The sequence below is a fragment of the Pantoea eucrina genome, assembly GCF_020079945.1.
In the GTDB taxonomy this organism is placed as follows: domain Bacteria; phylum Pseudomonadota; class Gammaproteobacteria; order Enterobacterales; family Enterobacteriaceae; genus Pantoea; species Pantoea eucrina.
Map to the genome: position 1 here is coordinate 1,011,501 of NZ_CP083448.1, position 24,959 is coordinate 1,036,459.

The 24,959-nt window shown below is 59.2% G+C and carries 24 protein-coding genes and 1 riboswitch; of the genes, 12 read left to right on the forward strand and 12 right to left on the reverse strand.

Going from position 1 to position 24,959, the window contains the following annotated elements; translation table 11 throughout:
* Nucleotides 1–28: 28 nt before the first annotated feature.
* Nucleotides 29–382 (reverse strand): YbgS-like family protein, encoded by a 354-nt coding sequence (locus LAC65_RS04735; RefSeq protein WP_082032651.1) that lies wholly within the window; start codon nt 380–382, stop codon nt 29–31.
* A gap of 295 nt (nt 383–677) precedes the next feature.
* Here LAC65_RS04735 and aroG point away from each other — a divergent pair, with 295 nt between their 5' ends.
* Nucleotides 678–1,730 (forward strand): 3-deoxy-7-phosphoheptulonate synthase AroG, encoded by a 1,053-nt coding sequence (gene aroG / locus LAC65_RS04740; protein WP_039383273.1) that lies wholly within the window; start codon nt 678–680, stop codon nt 1,728–1,730.
* Between the two features lie 57 nt (nt 1,731–1,787).
* On the opposite strand, the gene gpmA is transcribed toward aroG, so the two are convergent.
* From gpmA to modE, 6 genes are all read right to left on the reverse strand, one after another.
* On the reverse strand, nt 1,788–2,540 hold the full coding sequence (gene gpmA / locus LAC65_RS04745) for a 2,3-diphosphoglycerate-dependent phosphoglycerate mutase (RefSeq protein ID WP_039383274.1): 753 nt from the start codon (nt 2,538–2,540) through the stop codon (nt 1,788–1,790).
* A gap of 150 nt (nt 2,541–2,690) precedes the next feature.
* Nucleotides 2,691–3,725 carry a galactose-1-epimerase gene (galM, locus tag LAC65_RS04750; RefSeq protein WP_039383276.1) on the reverse strand — a complete coding sequence of 345 codons (1,035 nt, stop codon included), beginning with the start codon at nt 3,723–3,725 and terminating at the stop codon, nt 2,691–2,693.
* Nucleotides 3,719–4,867, reverse strand: a complete 1,149-nt coding sequence (gene galK, locus LAC65_RS04755; protein ID WP_039383278.1) for a galactokinase — start codon at nt 4,865–4,867, stop codon at nt 3,719–3,721. The genes galM and galK overlap by 7 nt, the downstream gene beginning before the upstream one ends.
* The gene (galT, locus tag LAC65_RS04760; RefSeq protein ID WP_039383281.1) at nt 4,868–5,911 is read right to left on the reverse strand and encodes a galactose-1-phosphate uridylyltransferase; all 1,044 of its coding nucleotides are present in this window, start codon (nt 5,909–5,911) and stop codon (nt 4,868–4,870) included.
* Nucleotides 5,912–6,169: 258 nt separating this feature from the next.
* A complete protein-coding gene (modF, locus tag LAC65_RS04765) occupies nt 6,170–7,654 on the reverse strand; it encodes a molybdate ABC transporter ATP-binding protein ModF (RefSeq protein WP_039383283.1) in 1,485 nt (494 codons plus the stop codon).
* 74 nt (nt 7,655–7,728) lie between these two features.
* The gene (gene modE, locus LAC65_RS04770) at nt 7,729–8,511 is read right to left on the reverse strand and encodes a molybdenum-dependent transcriptional regulator (protein WP_039383286.1); all 783 of its coding nucleotides are present in this window, start codon (nt 8,509–8,511) and stop codon (nt 7,729–7,731) included.
* 118 nt (nt 8,512–8,629) lie between these two features.
* On the opposite strand from modE, the gene LAC65_RS04775 reads away from it, so the two are divergent.
* From LAC65_RS04775 to modC, 4 genes are all read left to right on the forward strand, one after another.
* Nucleotides 8,630–8,788 (forward strand): AcrZ family multidrug efflux pump-associated protein, encoded by a 159-nt coding sequence (locus tag LAC65_RS04775; RefSeq protein WP_039383289.1) that lies wholly within the window; start codon nt 8,630–8,632, stop codon nt 8,786–8,788.
* 151 nt (nt 8,789–8,939) lie between these two features.
* Complete coding sequence (gene modA / locus LAC65_RS04780; protein ID WP_039383290.1) at nt 8,940–9,713, forward strand: molybdate ABC transporter substrate-binding protein; 774 nt, start codon at nt 8,940–8,942, stop codon at nt 9,711–9,713.
* Complete coding sequence (modB, locus tag LAC65_RS04785) at nt 9,710–10,402, forward strand: molybdate ABC transporter permease subunit (RefSeq protein WP_039383292.1); 693 nt, start codon at nt 9,710–9,712, stop codon at nt 10,400–10,402. The genes modA and modB overlap by 4 nt, the downstream gene beginning before the upstream one ends.
* Nucleotides 10,402–11,460 carry a molybdenum ABC transporter ATP-binding protein ModC gene (modC, locus tag LAC65_RS04790; protein ID WP_039383294.1) on the forward strand — a complete coding sequence of 353 codons (1,059 nt, stop codon included), beginning with the start codon at nt 10,402–10,404 and terminating at the stop codon, nt 11,458–11,460. The genes modB and modC overlap by 1 nt, the downstream gene beginning before the upstream one ends.
* A 15-nt stretch (nt 11,461–11,475) precedes the next feature.
* Here the strand turns inward: modC and LAC65_RS04795 are convergent, their stop codons facing one another.
* Complete coding sequence (locus LAC65_RS04795) at nt 11,476–12,294, reverse strand: pyridoxal phosphatase (protein ID WP_039383296.1); 819 nt, start codon at nt 12,292–12,294, stop codon at nt 11,476–11,478.
* Nucleotides 12,295–12,442: 148 nt separating this feature from the next.
* On the opposite strand from LAC65_RS04795, the gene pgl reads away from it, so the two are divergent.
* Nucleotides 12,443–13,429: a 6-phosphogluconolactonase gene (pgl, locus tag LAC65_RS04800; protein ID WP_039383299.1), complete on the forward strand. Its 987-nt coding sequence runs from the start codon at nt 12,443–12,445 to the stop codon at nt 13,427–13,429.
* A gap of 69 nt (nt 13,430–13,498) precedes the next feature.
* Here pgl and LAC65_RS04805 read toward each other — a convergent pair whose 3' ends face one another.
* Together LAC65_RS04805 and bioA are read right to left on the reverse strand one after the other, a co-directional pair.
* Nucleotides 13,499–13,975, reverse strand: coding sequence for a kinase inhibitor (locus tag LAC65_RS04805; RefSeq protein ID WP_039383301.1), 477 nt, complete (start codon nt 13,973–13,975; stop codon nt 13,499–13,501).
* A gap of 67 nt (nt 13,976–14,042) precedes the next feature.
* Nucleotides 14,043–15,335, reverse strand: coding sequence for an adenosylmethionine--8-amino-7-oxononanoate transaminase (bioA, locus tag LAC65_RS04810; RefSeq protein WP_039383304.1), 1,293 nt, complete (start codon nt 15,333–15,335; stop codon nt 14,043–14,045).
* A gap of 85 nt (nt 15,336–15,420) precedes the next feature.
* On the opposite strand from bioA, the gene bioB reads away from it, so the two are divergent.
* Genes bioB through bioD form a run of 4 tightly spaced genes read left to right on the forward strand, consistent with a single transcriptional unit; the run spans nt 15,421 to nt 19,005 of the window.
* Nucleotides 15,421–16,452, forward strand: coding sequence for a biotin synthase BioB (gene bioB, locus LAC65_RS04815; RefSeq protein ID WP_039383306.1), 1,032 nt, complete (start codon nt 15,421–15,423; stop codon nt 16,450–16,452).
* Nucleotides 16,453–17,601 (forward strand): 8-amino-7-oxononanoate synthase, encoded by a 1,149-nt coding sequence (bioF, locus tag LAC65_RS04820; protein WP_039383309.1) that lies wholly within the window; start codon nt 16,453–16,455, stop codon nt 17,599–17,601.
* A complete protein-coding gene (gene bioC / locus LAC65_RS04825; RefSeq protein ID WP_039383310.1) occupies nt 17,585–18,340 on the forward strand; it encodes a malonyl-ACP O-methyltransferase BioC in 756 nt (251 codons plus the stop codon). The genes bioF and bioC overlap by 17 nt, the downstream gene beginning before the upstream one ends.
* Nucleotides 18,337–19,005, forward strand: coding sequence for a dethiobiotin synthase (gene bioD / locus LAC65_RS04830; RefSeq protein ID WP_039383312.1), 669 nt, complete (start codon nt 18,337–18,339; stop codon nt 19,003–19,005). The genes bioC and bioD overlap by 4 nt, the downstream gene beginning before the upstream one ends.
* A gap of 22 nt (nt 19,006–19,027) precedes the next feature.
* Here the strand turns inward: bioD and LAC65_RS04835 are convergent, their stop codons facing one another.
* Complete coding sequence (locus LAC65_RS04835) at nt 19,028–19,744, reverse strand: ABC transporter ATP-binding protein (protein ID WP_039383313.1); 717 nt, start codon at nt 19,742–19,744, stop codon at nt 19,028–19,030.
* Between the two features lie 898 nt (nt 19,745–20,642).
* On the opposite strand from LAC65_RS04835, the gene uvrB reads away from it, so the two are divergent.
* Nucleotides 20,643–22,664 carry an excinuclease ABC subunit UvrB gene (gene uvrB / locus LAC65_RS04840; protein ID WP_039383316.1) on the forward strand — a complete coding sequence of 674 codons (2,022 nt, stop codon included), beginning with the start codon at nt 20,643–20,645 and terminating at the stop codon, nt 22,662–22,664.
* Nucleotides 22,665–22,751: 87 nt separating this feature from the next.
* Here uvrB and LAC65_RS04845 read toward each other — a convergent pair whose 3' ends face one another.
* Nucleotides 22,752–23,654, reverse strand: coding sequence for a gluconeogenesis factor YvcK family protein (locus tag LAC65_RS04845; protein WP_039383318.1), 903 nt, complete (start codon nt 23,652–23,654; stop codon nt 22,752–22,754).
* Between the two features lie 190 nt (nt 23,655–23,844).
* A riboswitch (molybdenum cofactor riboswitch) is annotated at nt 23,845–23,980 on the forward strand.
* Between LAC65_RS04845 and moaA the strand changes: the two genes are divergently transcribed.
* A complete protein-coding gene (moaA, locus tag LAC65_RS04850; RefSeq protein ID WP_039383320.1) occupies nt 23,969–24,955 on the forward strand; it encodes a GTP 3',8-cyclase MoaA in 987 nt (328 codons plus the stop codon). (Overlaps the previous riboswitch by 12 nt.)
* The last annotated feature ends 4 nt before the right edge of the window (nt 24,956–24,959 follow it).

A 24,959-nucleotide genomic window follows, 5' to 3' on the forward strand; every position in this document is an offset into this window, starting at 1 on the left:
CTCGCCCTGATTACCGCAGAGACATCTCTTACTGAGTTGTGCCGTCGGTTTTGGTATTCACGTTGTCGCTACCCGATTTGGTTTCGACTTTTTTGTTCATGTCCGGGCAGCGGCCATCTTTACACATGGTGTTTTTGTGCACCTCTTTGGCAGACATATCGCCTGACTCAGTGCCTGACATTGCTGCGCCGTTGGTATTGGTGTTGCCGGTGTTGATATCGCTATTATCAACATTGTGCGGAGGCAGATTCTGTTTTGCGCCGCCCGCTGCCGCACCCGCTTCAGCTGATGCGTTGGCCTGTCCATTGTTGTTTGCAGCCATCGCTGCACCGCTACCCAGAGTCATTGCTGCCGTCAGAAAAACAATTGCAAACTTATTCATCATTATGCTCCTGTAATAAATGGATAGTTGCCGTTTGACACCCACGGGTGCTGTGTGACGAAAAAAGCGGGCCGTAACGAAATTAAATTTCGTCAGGAGTGTTCGGCGTAAAAATATATAGTGTAAGCGACTCGTTCCTCAGTGCTTACGTTTAAAAGCTTAGTCTATGGCTCTATAAATGCAAATGAGACAAAAGCATTTTCATAACGCTCTTAATTTACTCATGCCGGCTGAAGGGATAGATTGAAGGGGTTACGTCCGGCGCACGCAGGGCGAAAATCTGAATGGAATAAGTATGGATTACCAGAACGACGATTTGCGCATTAAAGAGATCAAAGAGTTACTTCCCCCGGTAGCGCTGCTGGAGAAATATCCGGCAACGGAGCGCGCGGCGGCGACCGTATCGCAGGCGCGTCAGGCCATTCACCGCATTTTGCATGGCGAGGACGATCGCCTGCTGGTGGTGATCGGTCCCTGCTCAATCCACGACACGGCAGCGGCGAAAGAGTACGCTGCACGCCTGCTGACGCTGCGCGATGAGCTGAGCGGCGAGCTGGAAGTGGTGATGCGCGTCTATTTTGAAAAGCCGCGCACCACGGTGGGCTGGAAAGGGCTGATTAACGATCCCCACATGGATGGCAGCTTTCAGATTAATGAAGGACTGCGTCTGGCACGTAAGCTGCTGGTGGATATCAATGACACCGGTCTGCCAGCTGCCGGCGAGTTTCTGGATATGATCACGCCGCAATATATGGCCGATCTGATGAGCTGGGGCGCCATCGGTGCACGCACCACCGAATCGCAGGTGCATCGCGAACTCTCTTCCGGTCTCTCCTGTCCGGTAGGGTTCAAAAATGGCACCGACGGCACGATCAAAGTCGCTATTGACGCCATTGGCGCGGCCAGCGCGCCGCACTGCTTCCTGTCAGTAACCAAATATGGGCACTCGGCTATCGTTGAGACGCGCGGCAATGAAGATTGCCACATCATCCTGCGCGGCGGCAGAGAGCCAAACTACAGCGCTGAGCACGTTGCGGCAGTGAAGAGCGGGCTGGAAAAAGCGGGCCTGCGTCCGCAGGTGATGATCGATTTCAGCCATGCCAACAGCAGCAAGCAGTTCCAGCGGCAGATGGTTGTGGCGGAAGATGTGGCACAGCAGATTGCCGGCGGCGAGCAGGCGATTACCGGCGTGATGATTGAGAGCCATCTGGTGGAAGGCAATCAGAGCCTGGAGAGCGGGAAGCCGCTGGTATACGGCCAGAGCGTAACCGATGCCTGCATTGGCTGGGAAGATACGGAAACAGCGCTGCGTCAGCTGGCGCAGGCGATCCGTACCCGTCGCGGCTGAGCGTGACGCATAAAAAAGGCCAGACAAACGTCTGGCCTTCAGGTTTACTGCGGAGGTTTACTTCGCTTTACCCTGGTTTGCCACGGCCGCGGCTTTCGCTGCGATCTCATCGGCATCACCCAGATAGTAGTGTTTGATTGGCTTGAAGTTTTCATCGAACTCATACACCAGCGGCACGCCGGTCGGGATGTTCAGTTCGAGGATCTCATCTTCGCTCATGTTATCGAGATATTTTACCAGCGCGCGCAGCGAGTTACCGTGTGCGGCAATGATAACTTTCTCACCGCTTTTAATGCGCGGCAGAATGGTTTCGTTCCAGTAAGGGATAACGCGGTCGATGGTCAGCGCCAGGCTCTCGGTGGTAGGCAGCTGCGCCTCGGTCAGTGATTTGTAACGCGCATCGTGGCCGGGGAAACGCTCATCGCTGCGATCCAGCTCTGGCGGAGTAATGGCAAAACCACGACGCCACTGCTTAACCTGGTCATCACCATATTTAGCCGCGGTTTCTGCTTTATCCAGCCCCTGCAGCGCACCGTAGTGACGCTCATTCAGACGCCAGGTTTTCTCTACCGGCAGCCAGGCCTGATCCAGTTCATCCAGCACGTTCCACAGGGTGTGGATGGCACGTTTCAGCACGGAGGTATAGGCGAAATCGAACACGAAGCCCTCTTTCTTCAGCAGCTGACCCGCCGCTTTCGCTTCGGTACGACCTTTGTCAGAGAGATCCACATCATACCATCCGGTGAAGCGGTTTTCCTGATTCCACTGGCTTTCGCCGTGACGGACCAGAACCAGCTTAGTTACGGCCATAGCTTTACTCCTTAATGCTTAAGTAGATTAGTAATGAACCCGGCTGCGGCCGCCTGAAGCGGCGGCACACTGATAGCGCCATACCATAACGGAAAACGGCGCACGGCGTAAGTCTGTCGCATACGCAGTGCGCGTTTTTCAGCCGTCGTCTCAGTGTGCCGTAAAGCGATACCGCGTCTCTGAGCGCCAGATGTCACCGGGTTGCAGCCAGCAATCGGGCTGCGGCCACTCGCTATGGTTAGGCGAATCGGGTAAAAATTCACTCTCCAGCGCAATGCCCTGGAAAGCAGTATAGCTCTCCTGCTCGCGGGCGCGCGTTCCCGCCAGGTAGTTGCCGGTATAGAACTGCAGCGCAGGTGCCGTGGTAAACACGCTGAGCTGCAGCGCGCCGTCAGCGGACCAGAGTCCGGCGGCACACTGCGTGATGTCACCTGCCGCGTTCAGTAAAAACGCGTGATCGTAGCCTTTGACCGCCTGCTGATCGGCATCAGCCAGAAACTCGTCCGCCACGCGCTTAGGCTGGCGGAAGTCGAAGCTGGTCGCCGCAACGGCTTTCAGCGGCGCAGCGGGGATGCCCGCGCTGTCTACCGGCAGGTAACGATCTGCCTGCAGTTGTAACCGATGCTGGCGGGCGTCGCCATGATGCGCATCAAGGTTAAAGTAGGCGTGGTTAGTCAGGTTAACCGGGCAGGCGCGATCGGTCTCCGCCTGATAGCGGATCGCCAGCGTATTATCCTCCGTCAGTTCATAGGTCACGGAGGCGATAAGATTACCCGGATAGCCCTGATCGCCATCCGGCGAGTCGAGCCGATAGTGCACGCTGCTGTCGCTCTGGCTGACAATCTGCCAGCGGCGTTTGTCAAACCCTTCCGGCCCGCCGTGCAGCTGATGCGGCCCCTGATTGGCAGCCAGCTTCAGATTAAGCGTCTTTAGCTCAGCCTGCGCGATGCGATTGGCGTAGCGGCCAATCGTGGCGCCGAGATAGGCGTCCTGATGCAGATAATCTGACGGCGTAGCGCAGCCCAGCAGCGCTTCACGCACGCTGCCATCCCGCATCGGCACGCGCGCCGAAAGCCAGGTGGCACCCCAGTCCATAAAGGTGGCCACCATGCCGTGACGGTTGCGCAGAACCGTGATGCGCCACGGCTGTCCGTCTGGCGCATGGGAGTTGACGTCGCTTACCATTGACCCGCTCCCTCTGAGGCCTTGCAGACGTAGAAGGTTTCTTTGATACCGGTCTGCGCTTCATATTTTTCCGCCACGGCCGCTCTGACCTGATCTACCCGCTCTGCCGGCATCAGCGCCACGATGCAGCCGCCAAAGCCGCCGCCGGTCATGCGCACGCCGCCGTGCGGACCCACTTCCTGTTTAACAATCGCCACCAGCTGATCGATTGCCGGCACGGTGATCTCAAAATCGTCGCGCATAGAGGCGTGTGAAGCCGCCATCAGCTCGCCCATGCGTTCAAGATCGCTCTGACTCAGCGCGTCGGCCGCTTCCAGCGTCCGGGCGTTTTCGGTAATAACATGACGCACGCGCTTCGCCACCAGCTTATCCAGCTCATGCTCGCGTGCTTCAAACTCCTCCAGCGTGACGTCGCGCAGCGCCGGTTTGTTAAAGAAGCGCGCGCCGGTCTCACACTGCTCGCGGCGGGTATTATATTCACTGCCTACCAGCGAGCGGCGGAAATTGCTGTTGATAATAACCACGGCGACGTTGTCCGGCATCGGCACCGCACGGGTCGCCAGGGTGCGGCAGTCGAGCAGCATGGCATGATCCTGTTTGCCGAGTGCTGAAATCAGCTGATCCATAATGCCGCAGTTACAGCCAACAAACTGGTTCTCCGCCTCCTGGCCGTTGACCGCAATCGCCGCGCCATCGAGATCCAGCTGCCAGAGTTCACGGAATACCGTGCCGACGGCCACTTCCAGTGACGCAGAGGAGCTGAGGCCGGCGCCCTGCGGCACGTTGCCGCTGATCACCATATCCACGCCGCCGATGCCGGCGTCACGCTGCTGCAGGTGTTTCACCACGCCGCGCACATAGTTGGCCCACATCGGCTCTTTTACCGGTTCGATCGGCGCATCCAGCGAGAAGCTATCCTGCTGGTTGTCATAATCCATGGCGATCACCCGGACCTGGCGATCGTCGCGGCGTGCGCAGGCGATTATCGTCTGATAATCGATAGCGCACGGCAGCACAAAGCCGTCGTTGTAATCGGTGTGTTCACCAATCAGATTGACGCGGCCCGGCGCCTGAATGGTATGGGTGGCAGCATAACCAAAGGTGTCAGCGAACAGCTGCCGGGTAGTCGATTTCAAAGACATTTATTGCGCCTCACGAAAATGGATATCGCTGACAGAGCGCAGACGTTCTGCTGCCTGCTCCGCCGTTAAATCACGTTGGGTTTCAGCCAGCATCTCATAGCCGACCATAAATTTACGCACCGTTGCCGAGCGCAGCAGCGGTGGATAGAAGTGCGCATGCAGCTGCCAGTGATCGCCGGCCTCTTCGGTAAACGGCGCGCCGTGCCAGCCCATCGAATAGGGGAATGAGCACTGGAACAGATTGTCATAGCGGCTGGTCAGCAGCTTAAGCGCGCGCGCCAGGTCGCTGCTCTGCTCTGCGCTGAGTTCGGTCAGGCGTTTTACGTGCGTTTTTGGCAGCAGCAGGGTTTCAAACGGCCAGGCGGCCCACCACGGTACTACGGCGATCCAGTGTGCCGTCTCCACGACGGTACGGCTGCCGTCCTGCTGCTCGCGTGCCGCGTAATCCAGCAGCAGCGGCGTGCCTTTTTCGGCATAGTAACGGCGCTGGTTATCATCCTCTTTCTGCGCTTCATTAGGCAGAAAGCTGTTAGCCCAGATCTGACCGTGCGGATGCGGATTGGAGCAGCCCATGGCCGCGCCTTTGTTCTCAAACACCTGCACCCACGGATAGTGCTGCCCCAGCTCAGCGCTCTGCTGCTGCCAGGTCGCAACAATGGCTTCGAGGTTGCTCAGCGACAGCTCCGGCAGCGTTTTGCTGTGATCGGGCGAAAAGCAGATCACCCGGCTGGTGCCGCGGGCGCTTTCACAGCGCATCAGCAGGTCGTCGCTCTGCGGCGCATCCGGGGTCTCCTCCATCAGCGCAGCAAAGTCGTTAGTGAAGACATAGGTGTTGGTGTAATCAGGGTTTTTATCACCGGTGATACGGGTATTGCCCGCGCACAGAAAGCAGTCGGGATCGTGCGCCGGCAGCGTCTCACGCGCTGGCGTCTCCTGCGCGCCCTGCCACGGGCGTTTCGCCCGGTGCGGTGACACCAGGACCCACTGATCGGTTAACGGGTTATAGCGGCGATGCGGATGATCCACCGGATTAAATTTTTGCATAACTTGTCCTGGTAACGGCAAACAGTAAACGTTTTCTGCGCTCAAACTAGCATATGCCCGCAGGCAAAAGCGTGATCAAGTCTGGATAAATGGTATCGTTTACACAAGTCGCTTATTCTTAATTTTGCGGTCTGTGAAACAGATGGATTCAAATTTAGCACAGATTAGTGGTAGCGATTACATTGGCAGGTGAGGCACCGGTCGCCTGCCTGACGGAGCAGGCGATCGGCAAGGCAGAGTAAGCGGGGCAGAACGCGGTCAGGGCTGCGGCGTGCGCAACGCCTCCTGCTGATAACAGTAACCCTGTGGGGTTTTGACAAAGCTGAGGCGATGGGTAATACAGCGCGGCGCATCTTCAGCGTGGTGCGAGACGAACAGCAGCTGGGTGCGGCCTTCACCAATCAGCACATCCGTAAAGCGGCGTACCAGCTGACGGTTAATCGGGTCCAGCCCCTGCAGCGGCTCATCCAGAATCAGCAGGGCGGGATGTTTAACCAGCGCGCGCGCAATCAGCACCAGCCGCTGCTGACCCCAGGAGAGGCTGTGAAAAGGGGCATCTGCCAGCGCGTTATCCATGCCGAGCAGCGCCAGCCACTGACGCGCCAGCGCTTTCTGCCGCTCTGAAACGGCCTGGTAAAGGCCAATCGAGTCAAAAAAGCCGGAGAGCACCACGGTGCGCACGCTGCAGCTTACCCGGTAGTCAAGGTGCAGGCTGCTGCTGACGTAGCCGATATGCTGCTTAATATCCCAGATGGTTTCGCCGCTGCCGCGCCGGATGCCAAACAGCGTTAAGTCGTTGCTGTAGCCCTGCGGATGATCGCCGGTCACCAGGCTAAGCAGGGTGGATTTGCCGGCGCCGTTTGGCCCGGTAATCTGCCAGTGTTCGCCGGCGTTAACCTGCCAGCTGAGGTTATCGATGATAGGACAATCATCATAGGCGACCCTGCCATGACGCAGTATTACGCGTGGCGTGTCAACGGCCAGCGCCGGCAGCAGATCGGGGCGATCTGCCTCCGGCAGCGCCATGCCCTGCAATCGTTCGCTGTGCGCCAGCTGGGCCACCAGCGCTTCCGCCAGCAGCGTCCTGCGGTCACCGGCGTGGGTCAGGGTGCACTCTGCCAGCACGCCCGCCTGCTGAATGAAATCGGGGATATCTTCAAACCGGTTCAGCACCAGCACCAGCGTATAGCCCTGCGTATGCAGCTGCTGCAGCAGCGCGGTGAGGCTGGCGCGCGACGCGACGTCCAGCCCGTCAAACGGCTCATCAAGGATCAGCAGATCCGGCTCTGCCATCAGCGCCTGACAAAGCAGAGTTTTGCGGGTTTCACCGGTAGAAAGATATTTAAAGCGGCGATCCAGCAAATCCTGGATACCAAACTGCTGCGCCAGCGCGCGGCAGCGGGCTTCATCGCTGACGTCCGCCTGGACGATCTCTGCAGCGGTGCGGCCGGTATCCTCTTCCCCTTCGCTGAGCATATCGGTGTTATTGCGCTCCCACTCCTCACTCACCAGCTGCTGCAGCTGCTCAAATGAGAGGCGGATCGGCCGGCGAAAATCGCTGCTGAAGTGGCCTTTTCCCGCGTTAAGTTCACCTGCCAGCACCCGGGCCAGGGCAGATTTACCGCTGCCGTTAGCGCCAACAAAGGCCCAGCTCTCACCGCGCTGAACGGTCAGCGCGTTAATGCTGAGCGCGCGATGGTGACTAAGATGAAATGTGCCTTGCGAAATATGCAATAAAGACATGATGTATTCCGGTTTGTGCATCGTTGTTACTGTTGTAACGGCCGCTGCTACGGAAGTCAATCAGGGCAGAGGCGTCAGATTAGCGTGGCAATAATCGCCTGTTCAGCGCTAAAGCAGGCGGTGACTGCGTCGCCTGGCCGCAGCGGCTGTTGCGCCAGCTGCGCTGCGCTCAGGGTAGCGCACAGCGTTTCACCACCGCTCAGCGTCAGCAGCACTTCGCTCATCTCTTCTCCCTCTTCAATGGCGCTGACCTGAGCAGAGAGGGCGTTATCGCCGGGTTCTCCTTCGTCACCGAGCCGGATCCACGGCGCTTTAATCAGCACCAGCACCTCTTTTCCGGGTACCAGCTGCAGCCGCTGCGCGCTGCGCGCGGTCAGCGCCACGTTAACCGGGGTCACGCCATCGGCCAGTACCACCTCAATATGCTGCTGCACCGGCCGGTTATCACGGCTGCGCACGGTGGCAAACAGCTGATTACGCGCGCTGGTCTGCAGCGAGAAGCGCGCAATCGCAGCCAGCAGGCTGTCGAGCGGCAGGTTATCCTGCTGCAGGGCATCAAACGCTTTCTGCTGGATCTGCGCCAGCAGATCGAACAGCTGGATCAGTCGTGCGCCATAGCGCGTCAGACGGGCGCCGCCGCCGCCTTTGCCGCCGGTAGCCCGCTCAACCAGCGTCTCATCCGCCAGCTGGTTCATCTCGTTGATGGCGTCCCAGGCGCTTTTATAACTGATGCCCGCCAGCCGGGCACCCTGACTGATTGACCCCGTCTCAGCAACCCGCCGCAGCAGTTCAATACGGCGCGGATCGGCAAACAGTTTCTGCTGAAGACGAATATGAAGTGAGAGATCGGCTTGCATGTCAGCTCCTTTAGTCGGAAGCGGGTAGTGTACGGCGTAAAGTAAAAGCACGAAAAGGGCAGTGCCTTTTTTTCCGCTGCCGCTACAATCACTTTTTTAAATTCTGCGTGAGGTTTCCATGCTGGAACTGATAAAAAGCCTGGCCGTCGCGGTCATCATGGTGCCGATTGTGATGGCGATTATGCTGGGTCTGATTTACGGCCTCGGAGAGGTGTTTAACATTATCTCCAAATTTGGCCGCCGCAATGACCGCCCGGCGAAAAGCTCACAGCACTGATTGACCCGCCCGCACGCTGCGGGCGTTTTTTTATCAATTTCCGTCCGCTCCTGCCGATACCCACTCTGATAATATTTATCCGCATGCTGCGCATAGCGGCATCTGCCCAGGCGTTGTATCATTCGGTATACAACGAAACAGGGAGTCTTACATGCTGAACAAATCTTCTTACTGGCTGGCTACGGCTACGCTGACCCTTTCGCTGGCGGGCCAGGCGGTGGCGGCTGATAAAATTACGGTGTTTGCTGCAGCATCACTGACCAATGCGCTGCAGGAGATCGCTACCCGCTATCAGCAGCAGAGTGGGACCGAAGTGGTCTCCTCGTTTGCCTCCTCCTCCACGCTGGCACGCCAGATTGAACAGGGCGCGCCGGCCGATCTCTTTATCTCTGCCGATCAGCAGTGGATGGATGATGCGGCGGCAAAGCAGAGCATTGAAGCGGAGACGCGCGTAACGCTATTGGGTAACGATCTGGTGCTGATCGCGCCTAAAGCTGCCGGCGCGGCACCCGTAACCATCTCTGCCGCCACCAACTGGAAAAATCTGCTGCAGGGGCAGCGTCTGGCGGTGGGCGATCCGGCACATGTGCCCGCCGGGATTTACGCTAAAGCAGCGCTGCAGAAGCTGGGCGCCTGGCAGCAGCTCGCGTCACAGCTTGCGCCAGCCAGCAACGTGCGCGCCGCGCTGGCGCTGGTTGAGCGTAACGAAACCCCCTATGGCATCGTGTATGGATCTGACGCCGTCGCGAGTAAAGAGGTTGTTGTAGCCGGGCGTTTTCCCGCCGATTCTCATCCGCCGGTGGAGTATCCGATGGCCATAGTCAAAGCGCATCAGAACGCGGCGGTCAGCGCCTTCTGGCACTATCTGCAGGGACCTGAGGCCGCAGCTATTTTTAAACAGTATGGATTTACGCCGAAAAAATGATACTGAGCGATCCCGAGTGGCAGGCTGTTGCGCTCAGCCTGAAAGTTTCCTGCGTGGCGGTGCTGTGCAGCCTGCCGTTTGGCATTCTCATGGCCTGGATTCTGGCACGCTGCCGTTTTCCGGGTAAAACGCTGCTCGATAGCCTGGTGCATCTGCCGCTGGTGCTGCCGCCGGTAGTGGTGGGCTATCTGCTGCTGCTGGCGCTGGGACGTCGCGGCGCGATCGGTGCCTGGCTCTGGGAGTGGTTTGGCTTTACCTTCGCCTTCAGCTGGCGCGGTGCGGCGCTGGCGGCGGCGGTGATGGCATTTCCGCTGATGGTGCGCGCCATCCGGCTGGCGCTGGAGGCGGTGGATACCCGGCTGGAGCAGGCCGCGCGAACGCTGGGAGCGGGGCGCTGGCGGGTCTTCTTTACTATTACGCTGCCGCTGACGCTGCCGGGCATTATTGCCGGTACCGTGCTGGCGTTTGCCCGTTCGCTGGGGGAGTTTGGCGCCACGATCACCTTTGTCTCCAATATCCCCGGAGAAACCCGTACCATTCCTTCCGCGATGTTTTCCCTGATTGAAACGCCGGGTGCAGAAAGCACCGCCGCGCGGCTCTGTGCGGTGGCTATCGCACTGGCGCTGCTGTCGCTGGTGGCGTCAGAATTACTGGCGCGCTGGGGCCGCAAACGCTGGGGGATCGCCTGATGCTGACGCTGCAGTTTTCCCAGCGGCTGGGTGATCATTTGCTGGAGCTGGATACGACGCTGCCGGCGCACGGTATTACCGCCGTGTTTGGCGTCTCGGGCGCGGGTAAAACGTCGCTGATCAACGCTATCAGCGGCCTGACCCAGCCGCAGCTGGGCCGCATACAGATCAATGAGCGGCTGCTGTTTGACAGCGCGCGCGGCATCAATCTGCCGCCGGAGCAGCGGCGTATCGGCTATGTGTTTCAGGACGCGCGACTCTTTCCGCACTATCGGGTGCGCGGCAATCTGCAGTACAGCATGGCCGCATCAATGAAGCCGCAGTTTGCGCAGCTGGTGACGCTGCTGGGACTGGATGCGCTGCTGGATCGCTTTCCGGCCACGCTTTCAGGCGGTGAAAAACAGCGCGTGGCGATTGGCCGGGCGCTGCTGAGTGCGCCCGATCTGCTGCTGATGGATGAACCCCTGGCGTCACTGGATCTGCCGCGCAAGCGTGAGCTGCTGCCGTGGCTGCAGCAGCTGACAAAGCAGATTGCCGTGCCGGTGCTCTACGTTTCGCACAGCCTGGATGAGATTGTGCAGCTCGCGGACAATGTGCTGGTGCTGGATAACGGCAGCGTTAAAGCGGCAGGCCCGCTGGAGAAAGTCTGGAGCAGCAGCGCAATGCGCCCTTGGCTGCCGGTCAGCGAACGCACCAGCGTGCTGCGCGTGCAGGTGCTGGAGCAGCATCCTTACTATCCCATGACCGCACTGCTGCTGGGCGATCAGCATATCTGGGTGAGTCGCGTTAACCTGCCAGCAAAAAGCACGCTGCGCATTCGCATCGCGTCAGCCGATGTCTCACTGGCGCTGCAGCCAGCCCAGCATACCTCCGTGCGTAACATTCTGCCTGCGCAGGTCATGGAGCTGCTGGATATTGACGATCAGGTCGAAGTCAGGGTCCGCATCGGCAGCAGCGAGCTCTGGGCACGCATCACGCCGTGGGCACGCGATGAGCTGGGCATTCGCGTCGATCAGTGGCTCTATGTCCAGCTCAAAAGCGTTTCAGTTATTGCCTGACGGAGGCGGCTGCCGTCACAGCACTTCCCGGCGAATAATCTCTGCAATGCCCGGCTCAAGGTTGGTGCCGGTCACCTCGGCCGCGCGCGCTTTGATGGCATCATCGGCGTTGCCCATTGCCACGCCCAGCCCCACCTGCTCCAGCATGCTAAGGTCGTTATAGTTATCGCCAAACGCCAGCACCTCCTGCATGCTGAAGCCCTGGCTCTCCACCCACTGCGCCAGGCGTTTGCCTTTGCTGTTACCCGCCTGGGCGATATCAACCTGATCGTGCCAGGACCATTCACACGCCAGGCCCAGCTCCGCTTCGGTACGTTCAGCAAACTGCTGTAATGCGCGGGTATCCGGATGTGACAGGGCAAACTTCCAGATCGCTTCAGCATCCTGCGCCGCCTGCGCCAGGCTGGGCACCTGCAGGAACAGCGGGCGCTGCGCTTCCGGCAGCGATTGCGCCCAGTTCAGCGTGCGGGTGACGTGACCGGTCGGCTCCTGGTAGAGCATGGCATCGTCGACGTACAGCAGACCGTGAATGTTCTCCTCGTCAAGCATCTCTATTACCCTTGCAGCCTGACTTTTCGCCAGCGGATCGGCGGCCAGCACTTTTTTTGCCTGATAATCATACAAATAGGTACCGTTACAGCAGATTGCGGGTGTATCAAGCTGCAGCGCCTGATAAAAAGGGTGGATAGCGCAGTGATGGCGACCGGTAACGATCAGCACTTTAACGCCCGCCTGCTGCGCGCGGGCCAGCGCCTCCAGAGATTCAGGCAGAATAGTTTTATTGGGTGTCAGCAGGGTGCCATCCAGATCGAGGGCGATTACGCGATAGCTCATTACGGGTTCCGTCTTTGAATAACCAGGCATCAAGTCTACACCTGCCAGCCGCGCTGAGACAAAAAAGCGGGCAAAAATCCCGCCAGCGTAGCCGGCTGAAACAGGCTACAGTTATCCCTTTCATCAGGCAGCGAATAAGGAAAAACGCATGAAACAAGTCGTGTATACCGCCAGTCCCGAGAGCCAGCAGATCCACGCCTGGCAGCTTCAGGAAGATGGCGCGCTGACGCTACTGCAGGTTACCGATGTGGCCGGTCAGGTGCAGCCAATGGTGGTGAGCCCGAAAAAAGATTTTCTTTATGTGGGCGTACGTCCCGATTTTCGCGTGCTCGCCTACCGCATCGCCGCAGACGGAACGCTGACGCTGGCGGGTGAAGCGCCGCTGCCAGGCAGCCCGACGCATATCTCCACCGATCGCGAAGGCCGGTTTCTCTTTTGCGGCTCCTATAACGACGCCTGCGTCAGCATCAGTCCGCTGGATGAGAACGGCCTGCCGCAGGCCCCGTCGCAGGTGATCAACGGCCTTGAGGGATGCCACTCCGCCAACATCGACCTGGATAACGAGACGCTGCTGGTGCCGGCGCTGAAGCAGGATCGCATCTGCCGTTTTCAGCTGCATCAGGATGGCACGCTGACGCCGCACGCGCAGGCAGACGTCAATACTGCCGCAGGCGCAGGCCCGCGCCATATGGCGTTTCATCCCGGCGGCGCTTATGGCTATGTGGTCAATGAACTCAACAGCACGGTGGATGTCTGGTCACTGCAGGGCGAGATGAGGTGCGTACAAAGTCTGGATATGATGCCGGCTGATTTCAGTGGCACACGCTGGGCGGCAGATATTCATATCACACCGGATGGCCGGTCGCTCTACGCCTGCGATCGCACCAGCAGCACGATTACCGTGTTCAGCGTCAGTGAAGCGGGCGATGCGCTGACCATTGAGGGCCATCAGCCAACGGAAACGCAGCCGCGCGGTTTTAATATCGATAGCCGTGGCGCTTACCTGGTGGCTGCGGGACAGAAATCGCATCATATTGAAGTGTACCGGATTGCGGAGCGTGGCCTGCTGCAGCCGCTGGCGCGTTATGCGGTCGGGCAGGGGCCGATGTGGGTAGCGATCCTCGCGCTGGCGTAATGATGTCACGCAAGGTCGCCCTCAGAGGCGACCTTTATCAGGGTGCGCAGCGAAGCGCGCCCGGTGCGATCAGGCGTATTTTACCGTAACCGATGCGCTGGCAAGCGCATGGAAATGCACGTTAAAGCCGACCATTGCGCCGCTGGCGCCTTCATCCACATCCAGCGTCTCCACGTCCAGCGCGTGCACGCTGAAAATGTAGCGGTGTGATTCACCCTGCGGCGGTGCGGCGCCGCCGTAGCCGGTCTGGCCGAAGTCGGTACGGGTCTGGATAGCGCTTTCAGGCAGCTCCGCCACGCCGGAACCGGCGCCCTGCGGCAACACGGTGACGTCAGCCGGAATATTGGCTACCACCCAGTGCCACCAGCCGGAACCGGTGGGCGCATCGGGATCGTAGCAGGTGACAACAAAGCTCTTAGTGCCTTCCGGCACCTCATCCCAGGCGAGATGGGGCGACAGGTTATCGCCCTGATAACCCATGCCGTTAAACACGTGGCGCTCTGGCATCTTATCGCCGTCGTTAAAATCCTGACTAAACAGGCGCATAACTCCTCCTTTTTTACTAATCGCGGAAGGTCATCATGGTGCAAAAGCGCAGCAGATACCAGCGGCGTCAGGGCTGAAAATGGCCAGCGTGATCCAGCGCGTCCCGAATGGCGCGGGTGAGCTGGCTCAGCGCCTGCGCAGAAATCAGATAAGGTGGCATCAGATAGATGAGCCGGCCAAACGGGCGGATCCAGACGCCGCGCTCAACAAAGAACTGCTGCAGCGCGGCCATATTCACCGGCTGATGCGTTTCGATAACGCCAATGGCACCCAGCACGCGCGCCTGCGCCACGGCGGGATGCAGCTGCAGCGGCAGCAGCTCCCGCTGCAGCTGCTGCTCAATGGCCGCGACCTGCGTCTGCCACTCTCCTTCCGCCACCATGGCCAGACTTTCAGCCGCGACCGCGCAGGCAAGCGGGTTGCCCATAAAGGTCGGGCCATGCATAAAGCAGCCAGCGGCGCTGCGGCTGATGGTGTCAGCCACCTCGCGCGTGGTCAGCGTGGCGGCGAGCGTCATCATCCCGCCGGTCAGCGCTTTGCCGAGGCATAAAATATCGGGTGTCACGCCCGCGTGTTCACAGGCAAACAGCTTGCCGCTGCGGCCGAAGCCGGTGGCGATCTCATCGGCGATCAGCAGCAGCCCGTAGCGATCGCACAGCGCCCGCACCTGCTGCAGATAGCGCGGATGGTAAAAGCGCATCCCGCCCGCACCCTGCACAATCGGTTCCAGGATCACCGCGGCAATGTCGCGATGGTGCTGCTCCGCCAGCCGGGCGAAGTCGCTGAAATCGGCATCATCCCATGTATCAGTGAAACCGCACTGCGGCGCAGCGGCAAACAGATGCTCCGGCAGATAGCCACGCCACAGGCTGTGCATTGAGTTTTCCGGATCGCATACCGCCATCGCCGCAAACGTATCGCCGTGATAGCCGCGCTTCAGCGTCAGGAATGTCTGGCGCCTCTCGCCGCGACCCAGCCAGTACTGCAGCGCCATTTTCATCGCGACTTCCACCGCAATGGATCCGGAGTCAGCCAGAAACACGCACTCCAGCGCTTCAGGCGTCATCGCCACCAGCTGACGGCTCAGCGCGACTGCTGCCGGATGGGTAATACCGCCGAACATCACGTGTGACATCTGCGCCATCTGCTGCTGCAGTGCCTGGTTGAGACGCGGATGATTGTAGCCGTGGATCGCCGCCCACCATGACGACATACCGTCAACCAGCTCGCGTCCATCTGCCAGCTGCAGCTGGCAACCCTGGGCAGCCACCACCGGATAACAGGGCAGCGGGTCGCGCATTGAGGTGTAGGGATGCCAGATATGCTGGCGGTCAAAATCGAGGTCGTCAGGCGTGAACATCTGTCTTGTAAACCATTTTGAAAAGATTTAGTTTACAAGTATAACCACGATCATTGTCGGGATGAACCCCTTTTTGGAGTATGTAATGGCTAACCGCTGGACACTGGCCCAGGCCCAGGCCCTGTTTGATAAACCTTTTCTGGAACTGATGTTTGAGGCGCAGCAGGTGCATCGCCAGCATTTTGACCCACGTCAGGTACAGGTCAGCACGCTGCTGTCGATTAAAACCGGCGCCTGCCCGGAAGATTGTAAATATTGCCCGCAGAGCGCGCGCTACAAAACCGGACTGGAGTCAGAACGGCTGATGGAGGTGGAGGCGGTGCTCGCCTCGGCGCGTAAAGCTAAAGCGGCCGGCTCCAGCCGTTTCTGCATGGGCGCCGCATGGAAAAACCCGCACGAACGCGATATGCCTTATCTGGAGCAGATGGTGCAGGGCGTGAAAGCGCTCGGCATGGAAACCTGCATGACGCTGGGGACGCTGGAACAAAACCAGGCGCAGCGTCTGGCAGAGGCCGGACTCGATTTCTACAACCATAACCTGGATACCTCACCGGAATTTTACGGCAGCGTCATCACGACCCGTACCTACCAGGAGCGTCTCGATACGCTGGATAAAGTGCGTAGGGCCGGTATCAAGGTCTGCTCCGGCGGCATTGTCGGTCTGGGTGAAACGGTGACGGATCGCGCCGGACTGCTGGTGCAGCTGGCAAACCTGCCGGTGCCGCCAGAGAGCGTGCCGATCAACATGCTGGTAAAAGTCAAAGGCACGCCGATGGCGGATAACGCTGACGTGGAGCCGTTTGATTTTATCCGCACTATCGCCGTAGCGCGCATCATGATGCCCTCTTCGCACGTGCGTCTCTCAGCGGGGCGTGAGCAGATGAGCGAGCAGACGCAGGCGATGTGTTTTATGGCGGGCGCTAACTCTATTTTCTATGGCTGCAAACTGCTGACCACGCCCAATCCGGAGGAGGATAAAGATCTGATCCTGTTCCGCAAGCTGGGGCTGAATCCGGAACATACCACAACCGCGAGCGGGGATAAGGCACAGCAGCATCAGCTGCAGGCGCAGCTGGCTGAGGCCGACACGCCGCAGTTTTACAACGCGGCGGTGTAAATGTGGGCTGAACGTATTACCGAAGCGCTGCAGGCGCGCCGGGACGCGGAAGGCTGGCGCTACCGGCGCTGTGTTGAGCAGAACAGCGTGCGGGAAATCACGCTGGACGGTCAGCGCTATCGCCACTTCTCCGGTAACGACTATCTCGGGCTGAGCCAGCATCCGGCGGTGATTGCGGCCTGGCAGCAGGGTGCGGCGCAGGCGGGAGCCGGGGCAGGGGCGTCCGCGTATGTGACCGGCTATAGCCGTTATCACGCAGAGCTGGAGCAGCAGCTGGCAGGCTGGCTCGGCTATTCACGCGCGCTGCTGTTTATCTCCGGCTTTGCCGCTAATCAGGCGATTGTGCATCTGCTGGCGCAAAAGCAGGACCGCATCGTGGCGGATAAACTGGCGCACGCGTCGCTGCTGGATGCTGCCAGTCACAGCCCGGCCACGCTGCGGCGTTTTGCGCATAATCAGCCGGCAGGTCTGCAAAAGCTGCTGGCGCAGCCGGGGGCGGGCGCCACGCTGGTGGTCACCGAAGGCGTTTTCAGCATGGATGGCGACAGCGCACCGCTGGCGGAGATTGCTGCGGCGACCCGGGCTGCGGACGGCTGGCTGCTGGTCGATGACGCGCACGGCATTGGCGTGAGCGGTGAACAGGGGCGCGGCAGCTGCTGGCAGCAGCAGGTAAAACCCGAGCTGCTGGTGGTGACGTTTGGCAAAGGCTTTGGCGTCAGCGGCGCAGCGCTGCTGTGCGATGATGCGACCGCCGATTACGTTGAACAGTTCTCGCGCCACCTTATTTACTCTACCGCCATGCCGCCGGCGCAGTGCTGCGCGCTGCTGGCGGCGCTGCAGCAGGTGCAGCAGGGCGATGCGCTGCGGGCACGACTGCGGGCCAATATCAGCCGCTTTCGCGCCGGCGCAGCGCAGCTGCCGTGGAGCCTCCCCGCCTCAGAGAGCGCCATTCAGCCGCTGATTGTGGGGGAGAACGCGGCCGCGCTGGCGCTCTCGCAGCGGCTGGCGCAGGCGGGATGCTGGGTCAGCGCCATCCGTCCGCCTACCGTGCCGCCCGGTACGGCCCGGCTGCGCATTACCCTCACGGCGGCGCATGAGCCGGAAGATATCGACGCGCTGCTGGAGGCGCTGTATGACGCTGCAGGTTAACAAGCAGGCGGTGGCGCAGGCGTTTGGCCGCGCCGCGCCACACTATGAGCAGCACGCCGCGCTGCAGCGCCTGAGCGGCGATGCGCTGCTGGCCTGTGCGCCAGCCGGATTTGGTCCGCACCTGCTCGATGCCGGCTGCGGCACCGGCTGGTACAGCCGGTACTGGCGCGATCGCGACCGTCGGGTAACCGCGCTCGATCTCTCTTTGCCGATGCTGGACGCCGCGCGCGCCCAGCGATCGGCACACCATTATCTGCAGGGCGATATCGACCGGCTGCCGCTGGCTGACGGCAGCGTGGATGGCGTCTGGAGCAACCTGGCGGTGCAGTGGAGCAGCGATCTGAGCGTGGCTCTGCAGCAATTTTATCGCGTGCTGCGGCCCGGCGGCACCGCGCTTTTTTCCACGCTGCTGGCGGGATCGCTGCCGGAGGTGGATCGCGCATGGGCAGCGATAGATTCCCGTCGTCACGCCAACCGCTTTCTTCAGGCCGGTGAGGTTACCGCTGCCGCGCGGGCGCAGCCGCTGCGCAGCACGCAGCAGATCATCACGCTGCACTTTCCGGATGCGCTGAGTGCGATGCGCTCGCTGAAGGGAATTGGCGCGACCCACCTGCACGGCGGACGCAGCAACAGCGTACTGACGCGTCAGCAGCTGGCGCAGCTTGAGCGGTACTGGCCGCAGGATGAACAGGGCTATCGCCTCACTTATCACCTGATGTATGGAGTTTTGCAAAAATGAAACGCTGGTTTATCACCGGAACCGACACCGAAGTGGGAAAAACAGTTGCCAGCGGCGCGCTGCTGCAGGCGGCCAGCGCTGCCGGGCTGCGTACGGCAGGGTATAAACCGATAGCGTCGGGCTGTGAGATGACGGCGGAGGGCGTGCGCAACAGCGATGCGCTGGCGCTGCAGCGCTACAGCAGCGTGCCGCTGCGCTATGAACAGGTTAACCCGCTGGCATTTATGGAGCCGACCTCACCGCATATCGTGAGCGCAGAAGAGGGCAGGCCGATCGACTTTGCACAGCTCTCGGCGGGTCTGCGCAGCGTGGAAGCGCAGGCTGAATGGCTGCTGGTTGAGGGGGCGGGCGGCTGGTTTACGCCGCTTTCTGAGACGCAGACCTATGCGGACTGGGTCATCGCAGAGCAGCTGCCGGTGATCCTGGTGGTGGGCGTAAAGCTGGGCTGTATTAATCACGCCATGCTGACCGCTGCGGCGATCAAGGCAGCCGGCTTACCACTGGCAGGCTGGATCGCAAACGATATTCAGCCGCCGGGCAAGCGGCATCGTGAATATATTGCGTCGCTGCGCCAGCGCATCGACGCGCCGTTTCTGGGCGAAATCCCCTGGCTGGCGTCCGGGACGGAGCAGGCGACCTGCGGACGCTACCTGACGCTGCCCTGAGCGATAAGCATCCCTTAAGAGATCAGGTCGGCGTCAGCCATTTGTTCACGGTAAGATCGTCCAGCTGCGCAACGCGCCCCTGCGCCACATTACGTCCGCGGTGCAGCAGCAGAAAGTAGTCGGCGACGCGGCGTATAAACGAGACGTGCTGCTCCAGCAGCAGGATGGTCAGACCATACTCCCGGTTGAGCCGCCGGATCAGGTTGCCCGTCTCCTCCTCCAGCCACGGCGACATCGTACCGGAAGGCTCATCGAGGATCAGCAGGCGCGGTTTCAGCACCAGCGCGCGCGCCAGTGCCAGCTGCTGCTGCAGATTAACCGGCAGCTCACCGCTGCGCTGATGGCGCAGTGAATAGAGCGCGGGAAACAGCTCAAACACCATCTCCGGAATGGCGCGGTTGCGATCATCTTCAGCCGCCAGCAGGGCGATCAGCAGATTGTCCTCAACGCTCATCTGCGTAAAGATATGGCGCTTTTGCGGCACATATCCGATGCCCATCCGCGCCCGCTGCACGGCGGGCTGCAGCAACAGGTTCTCCGGCGGATAGCCCGCCTCCTGCCAGCAGATAGAGCCGCTGTTGACCGGCAGATGGCCCATAATGCAGTTTACCAGCGTGGTTTTCCCCATCCCCGGACTGCCCAGCACGCCAGTGCAGGATCCCGGAGGCAGATCAAGATCGACATCCCACAGAATCTGATTCTGGCCATAAAACTGATTCACCGAACGTAAACTCAGCATCTGATCTTCTCCTTACAGATAGTTAGCCTGAATGCACCCGCTCTGTGTCGTCTGGCATGCAGTGACAGATTAAGTAACGCGGTGGTATCAGACATCAGGGCGTCCCTGTTAAACCTGAATGTTCTGCCGCCGGAAAAGAGATGCAATCAACGGGCCAGATCGATAATCCTGCGTTTCTGTCGTTAATAAATGCCCGTAATTGTGCCTTACACATCAGGAAATCTTAACTGTGAAAAGGGGTGATTAAGCTGCTGCACTTTGACGGTGCTGATTACTAAGCTTTTCTGGTGCATCTGTTCATTAATAAGGCAGCGGTCCAGTGCAGGAAAACAGCGCAGCCCAGGCGTGGCGGCGCTGTGGAATCAAAAAAGAATAGTTAATTGCGCCAGCCCTGCTGGAAAAATAATCATAAAAAAAATTTTTTTGTTAGCGCAGAAGAGGGCGGGATTTTTTATACACAGCCTGCGGGCTCGGGGCTGGCTTCACTTATCCACTATTCCTGTGGATAACCTTGTGCATTAGCGACTGAAAACCGGGCGCAAGCGAGGAAATACGCGGCCTGGATACATTATGCTGCGAAACTGGGCTTTTGGTCTATTTTCATTAAATTCAGTATGTTATCTAAAAGCAAGCCTGTAAAACTCCGGCTGAAGTTTACCGCTGCATTTTAATGACGTTCTCTTGACAATTGTTAAAAGCCCGGCCCGCCTGGGGATAACCTGGCGCGACATATTTTAGCCAGCTGCCGCTTTAATGCCTCTGAAGCGGCGCCACGGGCAGCAGGACCATCGTGGCGTTTATCTGTAAATATATCCAGTGTTTTTTTCTGGCAAAATCGCCATAGCAGAGTAGAATTATCAGCCTGCCAGCCCTTTTCTTCAGCAGGAATTCTGAAATCATGAGCAAAGTCTTTAAACTCAACTCCGCCTTTAAGCCTTCAGGCGATCAGCCTGAAGCGATCCGCCGTCTGGAGGAGGGGCTGGAAGATGGCCTTGCGCATCAGACCCTGCTCGGCGTAACGGGATCGGGCAAAACCTTTACCGTTGCCAATGTGATTGCCGATCTCAACCGGCCGACGATGGTTCTGGCGCCTAATAAAACGCTGGCGGCGCAGCTCTATGGGGAGATGAAAGAGTTTTTTCCGGACAACGCGGTAGAATTTTTCGTCTCTTACTATGACTACTATCAGCCTGAAGCCTATGTGCCGAGTTCTGACACCTTTATTGAAAAAGATGCGGCGGTGAACGAGCACATTGAGCAGATGCGCCTCTCCGCCACCAAAGCGATGCTGGAACGACGCGATGTCATCGTGGTCGCGTCGGTCTCGGCAATTTATGGTCTGGGCGATCCCGATCTCTATCTGAAAATGATGCTGCATCTGACGCGCGGTATGATCATCGATCAGCGCAGTATTTTACGGCGTCTGGCTGAGCTGCAGTATGCGCGTAACGATCAGGCGTTTCAGCGCGGTACGTTCCGCGTGCGCGGGGAGGTGATCGATATCTTCCCGGCGGAGTCCGACGATATGGCTCTGCGGGTGGAGCTGTTTGATGAAGAGGTTGAGCGGCTCTCACTATTTGATCCGCTTACCGGACAAATTGAGTCAGTGATCCCGCGCTTTACCATCTATCCCAAAACGCACTACGTTACGCCGCGCGAGCGCATCCTGCAGGCGATGGAAGAGATCAAAGATGAGCTGGCCCTGCGCCGTAAGGTGCTGCTGGAAAACAACAAGCTGCTGGAAGAGCAGCGCATTACGCAGCGCACCCAGTTTGACCTGGAGATGATGAACGAGCTGGGTTACTGCTCGGGGATTGAGAACTACTCCCGCTATCTCTCGGGACGCGGACCGGGTGAAGCGCCGCCGACCCTGTTTGACTATCTGCCGGCCGATGGTCTGCTGGTGGTGGATGAGTCGCACGTCACGATTCCGCAGATTGGCGGCATGTATCGCGGCGACCGCGCGCGTAAAGAGACGCTGGTGGAGTACGGCTTCCGCCTGCCGTCCGCGCTGGACAACCGTCCGCTTCGGTTTGAAGAGTTTGAGGCGCTGGCCCCGCAGACCATTTATGTCTCCGCCACGCCGGGTAAATATGAGCTGGAAAAATCGGGCACGGAAGTGATCGATCAGGTAGTGCGTCCGACAGGTCTGCTCGATCCCATTCTTGAGGTGCGCCCGGTCGGCACACAGGTGGATGATCTGCTCTCTGAAATCCGCAAACGCGTGGAGATCAACGAACGCGTGCTGGTGACGACGCTGACCAAGCGTATGGCTGAAGACCTCACTGAATATCTTGAAGAGCATGGTGAGAAGGTGCGCTATCTGCACTCTGATATCGATACCGTTGAGCGCATGGAGATTATTCGCGACCTGCGCCTGGGCGAGTTTGACGTGCTGGTAGGGATTAACCTGCTGCGTGAGGGACTTGATATGCCGGAGGTCTCCCTGGTGGCGATTCTCGACGCCGACAAAGAGGGCTTCCTGCGTTCAGAACGCTCCCTGATCCAGACGATTGGTCGTGCAGCGCGTAACGTGAACGGCAAAGCGATTCTTTATGCTGATAAAATCACGCCCTCTATGGCACGCGCGATTGAAGAGACAGAGCGACGTCGCGAGAAGCAGGAGCGCTACAACACCGAGCACGGCATTGTGCCGCAGGGGCTGAATAAGAAGATCACGGATATTCTTGAGCTGGGCAAAAACGTGGTGAAAACGCGCGGCAAAGGCAAAACGGCCACGCGCACGGCAGCAGAGAATGATGCTGATTACCTGGCGCTTACGCCACAGGCGATGCAGAAGAAAATTCACGAACTGGAAGCGCAGATGCAGCAGCATGCGCAAAACCTGGAGTTTGAAGAAGCCGCCAGCCTGCGCGACCGGCTGCATGAGCTGCGCGAACTGTTTATTGCCGCCTCATAACCACCAACCCGTGCCGCATTCCGCAGGAGCCGCATTCCACATGGGCCGCATTTATGCGGCCCTGGCGTATTTATACGGCTGGCGGCTTTAAAGCGCCTGGATGGCGTGCTCCAGCGCCAGGCGCAGAAGCTGTCGATCGTGGCGATAACGGATATCTTCAGCTTCCAGCGGCTCCTGCACAATAATGCGCTGCGCCAGACCCTGCGTGTCGGCAGTCGGGCTGATCACTACGGCATCAATAACCCGTTTACCAATCGCCTGCTCCATAATGGCCAGCTTATCTGCCACGCTAAGACGGGCGGCTGCCGGGCTAAGCTCGCGGCCAAGATTGCCAATAAATACCATCGTAGCGGGCGTACGCCGCAGCGCGCGCGCCATCTCTTCCATCAGCAAAATCGGCATCAGGCTGGTATAGAAACTGCCCGGGCCAATCAGGATCAGATCGGCTTCAGCCACGGCGTCCAGCGCTTCGCGGGTGGGATTAACCGCCGGATGCAGCATCAGCGCCTGAGGCGCCTGACGCATCTCATCAATCGCGGTTTCGCCATACACCATGTTGCCTTCTGCATCCTGCGCGACCAGATCAACCGGCTGCTCTGACATCGGGATGAGAAACGCATCAACCTTGAGCAGATTGCGGATAATGTTAATCGCTTCCAGCGGACGCACGCTGAGATGATCCAGCGCTTTCAGGATCAGGTTGCCAAGATTGTGGCCCGCCAGTTCGCCGTTACCGGCAAAACGGTATTCAAACATCGCGGAAGCGACGCTGGGCTCGGTGATCAGCTGATTAAGACAGTTGCGCATGTCTCCCCAGGCGATCCCCCCCTCTGAACGGCGGATACGTCCGGTGGAGCCGCCATTGTCCGTGGTGGTCACTATACCGGTGAGTCGCGAGCCCAGCGGCGCCAGCGCTGACATGACGCGGCCCAGGCCGTGTCCGCCGCCCAGTGCCACCACGCGATCTAAATCTGCCAGCGTTCGATTCATGCTGCTCCTTATCGGTCCACTGCGCTGAAAGCCAATTCTTTGCTGCCGGGGGCAGCGTCATGTGGCGCAGTTTAGCCTATTCTGCTGCGATAATGCCGCGAAAAATCGTTATATATCATGTTATACAACGCACGCAGTGACTGGCTGACTGACGCAAAGCGCGCTACCATCCAGAGACCGCGTTGTCCTCAATGACAACAAACTCCCAAGCCTTGCGCGCCTAAGTCAAATGATAGGGCCGCCTGGCCGCAGCGTCATGCTGCCAGGGTGCAGAAAGAAATGCCTGCATCTCCCGACTTTGGAAAGGTGTTAAGGTGCCACAATTTACAGATGCCTGGGCGCGCAGCTTCTACTATTTGCGCCTGTCGATCACGGATGTATGTAATTTCCGTTGTACTTACTGTCTGCCGGACGGCTACAAGCCTGGCAGTACCCGCAACAAAAGCTTTCTCTCGCTGGATGAGATCCGCCGGGTGACCCGCGCCTTTACCGCGGCGGGAACGGAGAAGATCCGGCTTACCGGCGGTGAACCCTCGATGCGTCGCGACTTTACCGACATCATCGCTGCCGTGCGTGAAAACGCCGCGCTGCGACAGATTGCGGTGACCACCAACGGCTATCGCATGGCGCGTGACGTACAGTCATGGCGCGATGCAGGGCTGACGCACATTAACGTCAGCGTGGACAGCCTGGATGCGCGGCAGTTTCATGCCATCACCGGGCAGAACAAATTTGCTGAGGTCATGGCCGGTATCGACGCCGCGTTTGACGCCGGATTCGAAAAAGTCAAAGTTAACAGCGTGCTGATGCGTGATGTTAACAGCCAGAGTCTGGATACGTTTCTGGCCTGGATCCGCACGCGTCCGATTCAGCTGCGTTTTATTGAGCTGATGGAAACCGGTGAAGGGGGCGATCTGTTCCGGCGTCACCATATCTCCGGTGAGGTGATCCGCGACCGGCTGATCGTGCAGGGCTGGCAGCGGCAGCCGCGCGGCCGCAGCGACGGGCCGGCACAGGTATTTCGTCATCCCGACTATCAGGGTGAGGTCGGCCTGATTATGCCTTATGAAAAAGATTTCTGCGCCAGCTGCAACCGGCTGCGCGTCTCGGCCACCGGTAAACTGCACCTCTGCCTGTTTGGCGACGGTGGGGTAGAGCTGCGCGATCTGCTCGCCTCCGATGCACAGCAGGACGAGCTGCAGGCGCGTATCGCCCATAGTCTTGGCCAGAAAAAGCAGACCCACTTTCTGCATCAGGGCCAGACCGGTATTACGCAAAATCTCTCTTTCATTGGTGGCTAAACAC